Origin of the sequence: Microbacterium sp. PRC9, from assembly GCF_031844125.1 — a bacterium.
GTDB lineage: Bacteria > Actinomycetota > Actinomycetes > Actinomycetales > Microbacteriaceae > Microbacterium.
In genome coordinates, this window is record NZ_JAUZUR010000006.1 from 80,256 (window position 1) to 91,599 (window position 11,344).

The 11,344-nt window shown below is 72.0% G+C and carries 14 protein-coding genes; 13 read left to right on the plus strand and 1 reads right to left on the minus strand.

From position 1 onward, the window contains the following. Positions 1–14: 14 nt before the first annotated feature. Positions 15–938: a methionyl-tRNA formyltransferase gene (gene fmt / locus Q9R33_RS14175; protein ID WP_310246508.1), complete on the plus strand. Its 924-nt coding sequence runs from the start codon at positions 15–17 to the stop codon at positions 936–938. Then, the gene (locus Q9R33_RS14180) at positions 935–2,305 is read left to right on the plus strand and encodes an RsmB/NOP family class I SAM-dependent RNA methyltransferase (RefSeq protein WP_056368243.1); all 1,371 of its coding nucleotides are present in this window, start codon (positions 935–937) and stop codon (positions 2,303–2,305) included. Before fmt ends, Q9R33_RS14180 begins: the two co-directional genes overlap by 4 nt. Before the next feature lie 29 nt (positions 2,306–2,334). Here the strand turns inward: Q9R33_RS14180 and glsA are convergent, their stop codons facing one another. Continuing rightward, entirely contained in the window at positions 2,335–3,507 is a 1,173-nt protein-coding gene (gene glsA / locus Q9R33_RS14185; protein WP_311294171.1) for a glutaminase A, read from the minus strand. A gap of 20 nt (positions 3,508–3,527) precedes the next feature. Between glsA and rpe the strand changes: the two genes are divergently transcribed. The 11 genes from rpe (at position 3,528) to lgt (ending at position 11,338) form a co-directional block, all read left to right on the plus strand. Next, on the plus strand, positions 3,528–4,223 hold the full coding sequence (rpe, locus tag Q9R33_RS14190) for a ribulose-phosphate 3-epimerase (RefSeq protein WP_311294172.1): 696 nt from the start codon (positions 3,528–3,530) through the stop codon (positions 4,221–4,223). Between the two features lie 52 nt (positions 4,224–4,275). Next, complete coding sequence (locus Q9R33_RS14195; RefSeq protein ID WP_045302883.1) at positions 4,276–4,539, plus strand: phosphoribosyl-ATP diphosphatase; 264 nt, start codon at positions 4,276–4,278, stop codon at positions 4,537–4,539. A gap of 43 nt (positions 4,540–4,582) precedes the next feature. Further along, positions 4,583–5,425, plus strand: a complete 843-nt coding sequence (hisG, locus tag Q9R33_RS14200) for an ATP phosphoribosyltransferase (RefSeq protein WP_311294173.1) — start codon at positions 4,583–4,585, stop codon at positions 5,423–5,425. Continuing rightward, entirely contained in the window at positions 5,425–6,198 is a 774-nt protein-coding gene (gene hisF, locus Q9R33_RS14205) for an imidazole glycerol phosphate synthase subunit HisF (RefSeq protein ID WP_056367260.1), read from the plus strand. The genes hisG and hisF overlap by 1 nt, the downstream gene beginning before the upstream one ends. Next, positions 6,195–6,560 carry a phosphoribosyl-AMP cyclohydrolase gene (gene hisI, locus Q9R33_RS14210; protein WP_056367259.1) on the plus strand — a complete coding sequence of 122 codons (366 nt, stop codon included), beginning with the start codon at positions 6,195–6,197 and terminating at the stop codon, positions 6,558–6,560. Before hisF ends, hisI begins: the two co-directional genes overlap by 4 nt. Then, complete coding sequence (locus tag Q9R33_RS14215) at positions 6,560–7,192, plus strand: Trp biosynthesis-associated membrane protein (RefSeq protein WP_396654116.1); 633 nt, start codon at positions 6,560–6,562, stop codon at positions 7,190–7,192. Before hisI ends, Q9R33_RS14215 begins: the two co-directional genes overlap by 1 nt. Positions 7,193–7,238: 46 nt before the next feature. Further along, positions 7,239–7,469: a DUF6704 family protein gene (locus Q9R33_RS14220; RefSeq protein WP_056367257.1), complete on the plus strand. Its 231-nt coding sequence runs from the start codon at positions 7,239–7,241 to the stop codon at positions 7,467–7,469. A 2-nt stretch (positions 7,470–7,471) separates the two neighbouring features. After that, positions 7,472–8,248: an indole-3-glycerol phosphate synthase TrpC gene (gene trpC, locus Q9R33_RS14225; RefSeq protein ID WP_311294175.1), complete on the plus strand. Its 777-nt coding sequence runs from the start codon at positions 7,472–7,474 to the stop codon at positions 8,246–8,248. After that, positions 8,245–9,510 (plus strand): tryptophan synthase subunit beta, encoded by a 1,266-nt coding sequence (trpB, locus tag Q9R33_RS14230; RefSeq protein ID WP_311294176.1) that lies wholly within the window; start codon positions 8,245–8,247, stop codon positions 9,508–9,510. The genes trpC and trpB overlap by 4 nt, the downstream gene beginning before the upstream one ends. Then, positions 9,507–10,301, plus strand: a complete 795-nt coding sequence (trpA, locus tag Q9R33_RS14235) for a tryptophan synthase subunit alpha (protein WP_311294177.1) — start codon at positions 9,507–9,509, stop codon at positions 10,299–10,301. Before trpB ends, trpA begins: the two co-directional genes overlap by 4 nt. 65 nt (positions 10,302–10,366) lie before the next feature. Continuing rightward, on the plus strand, positions 10,367–11,338 hold the full coding sequence (gene lgt / locus Q9R33_RS14240; RefSeq protein WP_310246485.1) for a prolipoprotein diacylglyceryl transferase: 972 nt from the start codon (positions 10,367–10,369) through the stop codon (positions 11,336–11,338). Positions 11,339–11,344: the final 6 nt, after the last annotated feature.

Sequence of the window (11,344 nt, forward strand, 5' to 3'; positions counted from 1 at the left end):
CTTCCAGGAACGTCATGCGTCTCGTCTTCGCCGGCACACCGGCGCCGGCTGTGCCGTCGCTGCGGCGGCTCGCGGCATCCGCTCACGACATCGCCGCCGTCATCACCCGCCACGACGCCCCGCTCGGGCGCAAGCGGGTGCTGACGCCGTCACCCGTCGCCGCGGCCGCCGACGAGCTCGGGCTGCCTGTGATCCGCGCCGACCGGCTCGATGCGGCAGTCACGGCCGAGATCGCGGCGCTCGAACCCGACCTCGGCGTGATCGTGGCCTACGGCGGGCTCGTGCGCGAGCCGCTGCTGTCGACCCCGGCGCACGGCTGGATCAACCTGCACTTCTCACTGCTGCCCCGCTGGCGCGGCGCCGCACCCGTGCAGCACGCGCTCATCGCCGGTGACGCACGCACGGGGGCCAGCGTGTTCCAGCTGGTGCCCGAGCTCGACGCCGGAGACGTGTTCGGCGAGCTCGCGGTCGACGTCCCGTCGGACGCGACCGCCGGCGACCTCCTCGCCTCGCTGGCCGACGACGGTGCCGGACTGCTCTCCGACGTCGTCGACGCGATCGCCGCCGGCGTCGCCGTGGCCCGCCCGCAGCAGGGCGACACCACGTACGCGTCGAAGCTCGGCGACGACGACGGCCGCATCCGCTGGGACGAGCCCGCGAGCGCGGTGCTCGGCCGCATCCGCGGGGTGACGCCCGAGCCTGGTGCGCACACCACGATCGACGGCGCCCGTTTCAAGGTGCTCGCGGTCGCGCCTGCTCCCGACGATGCTCCGTCGCTCGCACCGGGCGCGCTCGCTCTGCACGGCAAGCAGGTGATCGCCGGGACCGCATCCGCGCCGATCGCGCTCGAGGCGGTGCAGCCCGCCGGCAAGGGCGCGATGCGCGCCCCCGACTGGTGGCGCGGACTGCGCGACGCGACCCCGGTGGCCGGATCGTGAGCCGCACGGTCGCGGCGCGCCGAGTCGCCTACGAGACGCTGCGAGCCGTCCACGAATCGGACGCGTACGCCAACCTGCTGCTGCCGACCGCGATCTCGCGCGCCGGCCTGTCGACGGCCGACGCCGCCCTCGCGACCGAGCTCACCTACGGCACGCTCCGGCGCCAGGGCACCTACGACGCGGTGATCGCGATCGCCGCAGATCGGCCGGTCTCCGACGTCGACCCGGCCGTGCTCGACGCGCTGCGTCTCGGCGTGCACCAGCTCCTGTCGACCCGTGTGGCCTCCCACGCCGCGGTGAACGAGTCCGTCGAGCTCGCCCGGGGTGCGGGCGGCCGCGGCGCCGCGGGGTTCGTGAACGCCGTGCTGCGCCGGGTGTCGCGCGACACGCCGGGCGACTGGATGACCCACGTCGCCGCGAGCGCGCGGTCCGACGACGAGCAGCTCGGCCTGCTGTTCTCGCACCCGGTGTGGGTCGTGCGCGCCTTCCGGCGCGCGCTGGCTGCGGAGGGCCGCGCCGAAGAGCTCGAGGCGCTGCTCACGGCCGACAACGCGTCGCCGCGCGTCACGATGGCGGCGCTGCCCGACCTCGCGGGTGTTCCCGACGACGCCCGGCGCACGCCGTTCTCGCCGATCGGGTTCCGCCTGGGCGGCGGTGACCCCGACCCGCTCGTGCGCACCTCGCGCGGGCGCATCCGCGTGCAGGACGAGGGCTCACAGCTCGCGGCGCTGGCGCTCACGCGCGCCCTGCCCATCACGGAAGGGGAGCGCTGGCTCGATCTGTGCGCGGGTCCCGGTGGCAAGACCGCCGTCCTCGCCGCGGAGGCCCGCGTCGGCGGCGCCACACTCGAGGCCAACGAGATCTCACCGGCGCGTGCCGGGCTCGTCCGGCAGGCTCTCGCGGGCGTCCCGGTCGAGGTGCCCGTGTCGGAGGAGGACGGCCGCACCCGCGCGGCGGACGCGCCCGACACCTACGACCGCATCCTCGTCGACGCGCCGTGCACCGGGCTGGGCGCGCTGCGCCGTCGTCCCGAGGCGCGCTGGCGCAAGGCGCCGAGCGACGTCCCGGCGCTGACCGAGCTGCAGCGGGAGCTGCTCAGCGCCGCGGTCGGTGCGCTCAAGCCCGGCGGAGTCGTCGCCTACGTGACGTGCTCGCCCCACCTCGCCGAGACGTCGGGCGTCGTCGCCGACATCCGCCGCGAGTGGGGCGCGGCGCTCGAGGAGATCTCCGCCCGCGACGTGATCACGTCCTTGTCCGACGCCGACCCCGGCCTGCCGCCGCAGGCCGACGGCAGCGGGCGCGCACAGCTGTGGCCGCACCGTCACAACACCGACGCGATGTCGATCTCGCTGCTGCGGAGAGTCTGAGCCGCAGCATCCCGGTCCGGCTCACGACGTCATTCCCGCAGACGGATGCCGTGGGGCATCTGCTCGAACTCGACCCGCAGCGCGACCAGCGCGGCGCTGTGGGCGCGGGCGAGGTCTCGCGCGTCGACGATCACCTCGGAGCCCTCTGGGAGTGCTTCGGCGATCTCGCGGAGCACCGCGACGACCCGCTCGGTGCCGGCCAGTCCGAGCTCGCCCGCCAGTCGCAGCACGCGTCCCTGGTCGGTGTCCTCGACCGTGAACGCGGGCACGGCGACGCTCTCGTGCGACTCGAGCAGGTGCATGCCGAACCGCTCGCCGAGCGTCTCGAGGAGGGCGATGGCGCGCACCGAGTTGCCGTGCTGGTCCAGCCGGGGACTGAACGCCGCCACGCCGAACTGCGACGGGGCGACGGCGAGGAGGCCGCCGCTGACACCGCTCTTGGCCGGCAGGCCGACGCGCAGCAGCCACTCGCCGGAGTAGTCGTACATGCCGCAGCTCGCCATGATCGACAGCACGTCGCGGGCCACGGCCTCTGAGACGACCCGCTCGCCGGTGACGGGGTTGAGGCCGCCGAACGCGAGGGTCGCCGACATCACGGCGAGATCCCGCACCGTGACGAGCAGCGAGCACTGCCGGAAGTAGGTCTCGACGGCGATGTCGACCGAGCCCTCGATGATCCCGTGCGAGCGCAGCAGGTGGGCCAGGGCGCGGTTGCGGTCGCCGGTCGCCGACTCCGAGGCGTAGACCTGCTCGTCGACCCACAGCGAGCGCCCCGCGAAGGCGGAGAGTCCCTCGACGATGCGGGTCATCCGGTCGTCGACGGCGTCGCCCGGGATGAGGGCGGACGTCGCGATCGCCCCGGCGTTGACCATGGGATTCGCCGGTCGCCCGGTTCCGGGCTCGAGGCTGATCGCGTTGAACGGCTCGCCGCTCGGCTCGACGCCGACCTTGCGCAGCACCGCGTCGCGGCCGCGGTCGGCGAGGGCGAGCGCGAGCACGAACGGCTTCGAGATCGACTGGATCGTGAACTCGTGCGTGACGTCGCCGACCGCGCGGACACGTCCGCGCGGTCCGACGACCGCGAGTGCGAGCCGATCGGGATCGGCGGCGGCGAGCTCAGGGATGTAGCCCGCCGGGGCGCCGCGGTCATGGGGTCGGATGTCTTCGAGGACGTCGTGCAGCAGCGCCGTGATCGGATCCACGGCTCGACCATAATGGACGCGTGCCACCGATCGACGACGCCGCCCGCCAGAGGGGCATCCGCATCAATCCCAGCATCCTTGCCGCCGACTTCGTGAACATGCAGGCCGAGCTCGCGCGCATCGCGACGGCGGACTTCGTCCACGTCGACGTCATGGACAACCACTTCGTGCCCAATCTGACGTTCGGCCCGCAGATGGTCGAGCGCATCCAGGCGACGAGCCCCGTGCCCCTCGACGTGCACCTCATGATCTCCGACCCCGACCGCTGGGCACCCGGGTACGCCGAGCTCGGTGCGGCATCCGTCACATTCCACCTCGAGGCGGCGACCGAGCCGGTCGCGCTCGCCCGGCGGCTGCGCGACATCGGCGCACGCGCCGGGGTCGCGGTCAAGCCCGCGACCCCCGTGGAGAGCCTGTTCGACCTCCTCGACGACTTCGACCAGATCCTCGTGATGACCGTCGAGCCCGGCTTCGGCGGCCAGTCGTTCATGCCCGAGACCATGCCGAAGCTCCGCCGCCTGGCCGATGAGGCCCGCCGGCGCGGATCGTCGGTGTGGCTCCAGGTCGACGGCGGCATCGGCGAGTCGACGATCGCGCAGGCCGCCGAGGCGGGCGCCGACACGTTCGTCGCGGGCTCCGCCGTGTTCGGCGCGAGCGACCCGTCGAACGCCATCGCGGGCCTTCGCGCGTCCGCCGCCGAGCACCACATCCACTGAGCGTCGTGTCACGCGGCGCCGAGGCATCCGCTCGGTTCGATACCCTGGCATGGTGAAGACGTTCGACACGCTGTACGCCGAGCTCGCCGCGAAAGCGGCTGAGCGCCCCGAGGGATCGGGAACCGTCGCACAGCTGGACGCGGGCGTCCACGCGATCGGCAAGAAGATCGTGGAGGAGGCGGCCGAGGTCTGGATGGCGGCCGAATACGAATCGACGGATGCCGCAGCCGAGGAGATCTCGCAGCTGCTGTACCACCTGCAGGTGCTGATGCTCGCGAAGGGGCTGAGCCTCGAAGACGTCTACCGACATCTCTGAGCGCGCGTCCCCACCCGTCCTCGAACCCGAAAGCCCCGCTGCCATGCTGCGAATCGCCGTGCCGAACAAGGGCTCGCTCGCCGAGACCGCTGCCGAGATGCTGAGCGAGGCCGGATACACCGGCCGTCGCGACAGCAAAGACCTGCACATCATCGACCCTCAGAACGAGGTCGAGTTCTTCTACCTGCGCCCCAAGGACATCGCGACCTACGTCGGATCCGGCGCCCTCGACGTCGGGATCACGGGACGCGATCTGCTGCTGGACGCCCGTATGCCCGGCGCCCGCGAGATCGAAGCCCTGGGCTTCGCAGGATCGACCTTCCGCTTCGCCGCCCCGACGGGGACGCTGACCGAGGTGGAGCACCTCGAGGGCAAGCGCATCGCGACGTCTTATCCGGGGCTCGTCGACGCCTTCCTCGACGAGCGCGGGATCGCGGTGGATCTGGTGCCGCTGGACGGCGCCGTGGAATCCGCGGTGCGCCTCGGTGTCGCCGACGCGGTCGCCGATGTGGTCGAGACCGGCACGACGCTGCGTCAGGCCGGCCTCGAGGTGTTCGGCCCGCCGATCCTGCGCTCCGAGGCGGTGCTGATCGCCGGGCCCTCGGACGTCCCCGGCACCGACACGCTTCTGCGTCGACTGCGCGGAGTCCTCGTGGCGCGTCAGTACGTGCTCGTGGACTACGACCTCCCCGCCGACCTGGTCGACCAGGCCGTCGCGATCGCCCCGGGCATCGAGTCGCCCACGATCTCACCGCTGCGCGATCCCGGATGGGTGGCGGTTCGGGTGATGGCACCGCGCAAGGGGGTCAACAACGTGATGGACGCGCTGTACGCGATCGGCGCCCGCGCGATCCTCGTCACCGCGATCCACAACGCGAGACTCTGATGAGCCTGGTCTGCCGCGTCATCCCGTGCCTCGACGTCGCCGCAGGGCGCGTCGTCAAGGGTGTGAACTTCCAGAACCTGCGCGACATGGGAGACCCGGTCGAGCTCGCACGGGAGTACTTCCGCCAGGGCGCCGACGAGATCACCTTCCTCGACGTCACCGCGACGGTCGACGAGCGCTCGACGACCTACGACGTCGTCCGGCGCACCGCCGAAGAGGTCTTCATCCCGCTCACCGTGGGCGGGGGAGTCCGCTCGGCCGACGACGTCGCCCGGCTGCTGTCGGTCGGCGCCGACAAGATCGGCGTCAACTCCGCGGCGATCGCCCGCCCGCCGCTCCTGGACGAGATCGCCGACCGGTTCGGTGCTCAGGTGCTCGTGCTGTCGCTCGACGTCAAGCGGTCGCCCGCGACCGAGTCCGGCTTCGTCGTCACCACGCACGGCGGCCGCACCGAGACGACCCTCGACGCGCTCGAGTGGGCGCGCGAGGCGATCGAACGCGGTGCGGGGGAGCTCCTCGTGAACTCGATCGACGCCGACGGCACCAAGCAGGGCTTCGACCTCGAGCTCGTCTCCCTGATGCGCGAGGTGGCGAGCGTCCCCGTCATCGCGTCGGGCGGCGCCGGCCGCGCCGAGGACTTCGGCCCCGCCATCGAGGCCGGCGCGGACGCCGTGCTCGCCGCATCCGTCTTCCACTCCGGGCAGCTCACGGTCGGCGACGTGAAGGCCGCCATGCGCGCCGAGGGGATCGCCGTCCGGGAGGTGGCCGCATGACCGAGACGCTCGACGAGCGCATCGCGCGCGTGAGATTCACCGCCGACGGCCTGGTCGCCGCGGTCATCCAGCAGTGGGACACCCGCGAGGTGCTCATGCTCGGATGGATGGATGCCGAGGCCCTGCGTCGCACGCTCACCGAGGGCCGCGTCACCTTCTGGTCGCGCTCCCGGCAGGAGTACTGGCGCAAGGGCGACACGTCCGGCCACATCCAACTGGTCCGCGGAGCGAGCCTCGACTGCGACGGCGACACGATCCTCGTCGAGGTCGAGCAGATCGGGGCGGCCTGCCACACCGGCACCCGCACATGCTTCGACGGCCGCGACCTCGGGGCCGTCCGCGGCCCGGAGCCGGACGCGTGATCCGCAGGGCGCGGCTCCTCTCGGTCGTCGTGGCGGTGCTGTGCGGGGCGCTGGGCGTGATCTCGTCGACCCAGACGTGGCTGACGGTCGAGCTCCAGGACGCCGCCCACCACACGCTCGAGGTGCCCGGCGCCTCCGCAGTCCCGGTGCTCGCGCCGCTCAGCCTCGCGGTGCTGGCCCTGGGGGCCGCGCTGTCGATCGTCGGGCTGGTACTGCGCTACGTCTTCGGCGCACTGGCGTTCTTCATCGGCGCCGCCCTCGCGTGGCTGACCGCGCGCGTCGTGTTCGAGCACCCTGTCTCCGCCGTCGCCTCCGTCGTCACCGAATCCACCGGCATCGCGGGGGAGACCTCCGTCGCGAAGCTCGTCGCGTCCATCGAGGCGACCGCGTGGCCGGCGGTGACGCTGGTCGTCTGGGTGGTGCTGATCGCGGCGGGCGTGTTCGTGCTCGCAACGGCGCACTCCTGGTCTCGCACCGGTCGCCGCTACCGCACGGACGAGGCCGCGAAGGCCGCCCCGGCCACCGGTTCCCCCGCGCGCGCCGGCGACGGCCCGCGCCCCCACGACGCTGCCGGATCGCGCGCCATCGACGACTGGGACGACCTGTCGCGTGGCGAGGATCCGACCGCCTGACCGCTAGACTGGCGGCATCCCGCCCAGGTTTCACGAGGAGATATCCATGAGCAACAACATCGGCGACCCCGGCCACGGACACTCGCCCGCAGCCTGGACGGCCGTCGTGATCATGCTCATCGCGGTCTCGATCGGCACCTTCTTCTTCTTCCTCGACATGCCGATCTTCGTCTGGGCGTCAGCCGGCCTCCTGGTCATCGGACTCCTCGTGGGGTGGGTCATGAAGCGCGCCGGCTACGGCGTGGGCGGCTCCAAGGTCGCGGCGAAAGAGCACTGAGCATGCTCGCCGACCTCACGGCCGGCGCGGTGGAGGATGCGGAGGCACGCGCCTCGCGGCGTCCCCTGGCAGAGGTCGAGTCCGCAGCCCTCGCGCAGCGTCCCGCTCTCGACGTCCTCGCCGCGCTCGCCCCGTCCGACCGCGTCAAGATCATCGCCGAGGTCAAGCGTGCCAGCCCGTCGCGCGGCGACCTCGCCGCCATCCCGGATCCGGCGCTCCAGGCCCGTCGCTACGAAGAGGGCGGCGCGTCGGCGATCTCCGTCCTGACCGAGGGCCGCAAGTTCAAGGGCAGCCTCGCCGACCTCGAGGCCGTGAAGGCCGCGGTCACGCTGCCGGTGCTGCGCAAGGACTTCATCGCGACCGAGTACCAGCTCCTCGAGGCCCGCGCCTCGGGTGCCGACCTGGCTCTCCTCATCGTCGCCGCGCTCGACCAGGACGTGCTCGCCCGCCTGTACGCATTCACGCGTGAACTGGGCATGACGGCGCTGGTCGAGACGCACTCGGCCGACGAGGTCGACCGCGCCGTGGACCTCGGGGCGCAGCTCATCGGCGTCAACGCGCGCGACCTGTCGACCTTCCAGCTCGACCGCGACCTCTTCGGCCGCCTCGCCGAGCGCATCCCGGAGGGCGCCATCAAGATCGCCGAATCGGCCGTGCTGGCGCCCGACGACGTCGCCCACTACCGCCGCGACGGTGCAGACGTGGTGCTGGTGGGCGAGGCGCTGGTCACGAACGACCCCGTATCCACCCTGCGCGCATTCCTGGAGGCAGGCGCATGAGTCTTCGTGAGGCTCCCGGGCCGCTGTTCGGCGAGTTCGGCGGGCGGTACATGCCCGAGTCCCTCATCGCCGCTATCGACGAGCTGACGGCCGAGTACGAGGCGGCGAAGGCCGACCCGGCCTTCCAAGCCGAGTTCGTTCGGCTGCTGCACTCGTACGCCGGCCGCCCGTCGCCGATCACCGAGGTCGCCCGGTTCGCCGAGCACGCCGGCGGCGCCCGCGTCTTCCTCAAGCGCGAGGACCTCAACCACACCGGCTCGCACAAGATCAACAACGTGCTCGGCCAGGCGCTGCTCACCCAGCGCCTCGGCAAGACGCGCGTCATCGCCGAGACGGGCGCGGGCCAGCACGGCGTCGCGACCGCGACAGCTGCGGCGCTCTTCGGCTTCGAGTGCACGATCTACATGGGCGAGGTCGACACGGAGCGCCAGGCGCTCAACGTCGCCCGCATGCGCCTGCTCGGCGCCGAGGTGATCCCCGTCACGACCGGCTCGCGCACCCTCAAGGACGCCATCAACGACGCCTACCGCGACTGGGTCGCGAGCGTCGAGACGACCAACTACATCTTCGGCACGGCCGCAGGGCCCCACCCGTTCCCCGCGATGGTCCGCGACTTCCAGAAGGTCATCTCGGAGGAGGCGCGCGCACAGCTCCTCGAACAGGCGGGGCGCCTGCCCGACGCCGTCCTCGCGTGCGTCGGCGGCGGCTCGAACGCCATCGGCATGTTCGACGCGTTCCTCGACGACGAGGGCGTCAAGCTCTACGGCGTCGAGGCCGCCGGCGACGGCGTCGACACGCCGCGGCATGCCGCGTCGATCGAGCGCGGCCGCCCCGGTGTGCTGCACGGCGCGAAGACCTTCGTGCTGCAGGACGAGGACGGCCAGACGATCGAATCGCACTCGATCTCGGCGGGTCTCGACTACCCGGGCGTCGGCCCGGAGCACGCGTGGCTCGCCTCGATCGGCCGCGCCGAGTACATCCCCGCGACCGACGACGAGGCGATGCAGGCGCTGCGTCTGCTCTCCCAGACGGAGGGCATCATCCCCGCCATCGAGTCGGCCCACGCCCTCGCCGGGGCGCTGCGCATCGGCCGCGAGCTCGGCCCCGACGCGATCCTCGCGGTGTGCCTCTCGGGCCGCGGCGACAAGGACATGGACACCGCGGCACGGTACTTCCAGCTGTACGACGACGGCGCGGATGCCGCGGCCGCCGCCTCCGCGCCGCACGACGACGCCGCACACGGCGAGGGGGAGAAGCTGTGACCTCACGCGTCGCCGCCGCGATCGACGCCGCCCGTGCCGCGGGACGCGGGGCGTTCGTCGGCTACCTGCCGCTCGGCTTCCCCGACCTCCAGACGAGCATCGACGCCGCGGTCGCGCTGGCCGAGAGCGGCGCCGACATCCTCGAGCTCGGCCCGCCGTACTCCGACCCCGTGATGGACGGCACGGTCATCCAGGAGGCCACCCAGGCAGCCCTCGCCGGCGGCTTCCGCCTGCGCGACACGTTCACGGCGGTGCGCGAGATCACGCGCCGCGTCGACGTGCCCGTGCTCGTCATGACGTACTGGAACCCCGTGCTGCAGTACGGCGTCGACCGCTACGCCGATGACTTGCTCGCCGCCGGGGGCGCAGGTCTCATCACGCCCGACATCACGCCGGAGGCGGCGCCGGAGTGGATCGCCGCCAGTGAGCGCACCGGCCTCGACCGGGTGTTCCTCGCCGCGCCGACTTCGACGGACGAGCGGCTGGAGCTCATCGCACAGAACTCCACCGGCTTCGTCTACACCGTCTCGACCATGGGCATCACGGGGGAGCGCGCGCAGTTGGACGCTGCGGCCCGCACCCTCGTCGCCCGCCTGCGCGAGCACGGGGTCGAGCACGCGTGCGTCGGCATCGGCATCTCGAACGCCGAGCAGGTCGGCGGCGTACTCGAGTACGCCGACGGCGCGATCGTCGGCACGGCGCTCGTGCGCGCGCTGCGCGATGGCGGCCTCGAGGGGCTCGCCGAGACCGCGCAGAGCCTCGCCGCAGGCACCGCCCGCGGCGCGAACTAGACTTCTGAGGTCGGCGTCCACCGCCGCCACCCCCAGCACGGATCCAGCAAGGACACGGTTCTCCCATGATCAACGCCGCCGCGAGCGTCGTCGCCAGCATCCCGAGCCCGTCGATCAGCTACTTCGACATCGGCCCCCTGCGGATCCACATCTACGCGCTGTGCATCATCACGGGCATCATCGTCGCGACGCTGTGGACCAACGCCCGCCTCACCAAGCGCGGCGCCGAGCCGTGGGTCGTCATCGACATCGCCCTGCTCGCCGTCCCGCTCGCGATCATCACGGCGCGCATCTACCACGTGCTCACGCACTGGAACTTCTACTTCGGCGAGGGCGCGAACCCCTGGTCGGCCCTCTTCATCTGGGAGGGGGGCATCGCCATCTACGGCGCGCTCATCGGCGGCGCCGTCGGTGCGTGGCTCGGCTGCCGGTGGACCGGCATCCGCTTCTGGACCTTCGCCGACGCACTCGCTCCGGGTCTCCTCCTCGCACAGGCGATCGGCCGCTTCGGCAACTGGTTCAACCAGGAGCTGTTCGGCCTTCCGACCGACGTGCCGTGGGGCCTCGAGATCGACTACCCGAACCCCGCGTGGCCGATCGGCCTGCCCGAGGGCACCCTGTACCACCCGACGTTCCTCTACGAGGTCATCTGGAACACGCTCGGCGTGCTCTTCCTCGTGTGGGTGGGTCGCCGCTTCACGCTCCAGTGGGGCCGCCTCTTCGGCCTGTACCTCGTCTGGTACAGCGCGGGCCGCATCGTGTGGGAGTCGATCCGCATCGACCCGAGCGACATCTTCCTCGGTCTGCGCACCAACGTCTGGGCCGCCATCTTCGGCGTGGTGATCGGTCTCGTGATCTTCTTCCTGCAGAAGCGCCGCCACCCCGGCCTGGAGCCGTCGCCCTATGTGTCCGGCCGCGAGTGGAAGGCCGGACAGGCTGTACAATCTCAGGAGACCGACGACTTCGTCGACGTCAGCGAACCCCCGACGTCCGAAGCCGAAGGGGTCAGCGCCACAAGCACTCCTGCCACCAAGTAACGCAGC

Excerpts from the sequence above, each read along its gene's own strand:
- lgt (WP_310246485.1), top strand. The coding sequence starts at position 10,367 with ATGATCAACGCCGCCGCGAGCGTCGTCGCCAGCATCCCGAGCCCGTCG.
- fmt (WP_310246508.1), top strand. The coding sequence starts at position 15 with ATGCGTCTCGTCTTCGCCGGCACACCGGCGCCGGCTGTGCCGTCGCTG.
- hisF (WP_056367260.1), top strand. The coding sequence starts at position 5,425 with ATGAGCCTGGTCTGCCGCGTCATCCCGTGCCTCGACGTCGCCGCAGGG.
- Q9R33_RS14220 (WP_056367257.1), top strand. The coding sequence starts at position 7,239 with ATGAGCAACAACATCGGCGACCCCGGCCACGGACACTCGCCCGCAGCC.
- trpC (WP_311294175.1), top strand. The coding sequence starts at position 7,472 with ATGCTCGCCGACCTCACGGCCGGCGCGGTGGAGGATGCGGAGGCACGC.
- trpB (WP_311294176.1), top strand. The coding sequence starts at position 8,245 with ATGAGTCTTCGTGAGGCTCCCGGGCCGCTGTTCGGCGAGTTCGGCGGG.
- hisG (WP_311294173.1), top strand. The coding sequence starts at position 4,583 with ATGCTGCGAATCGCCGTGCCGAACAAGGGCTCGCTCGCCGAGACCGCT.
- hisI (WP_056367259.1), top strand. The coding sequence starts at position 6,195 with ATGACCGAGACGCTCGACGAGCGCATCGCGCGCGTGAGATTCACCGCC.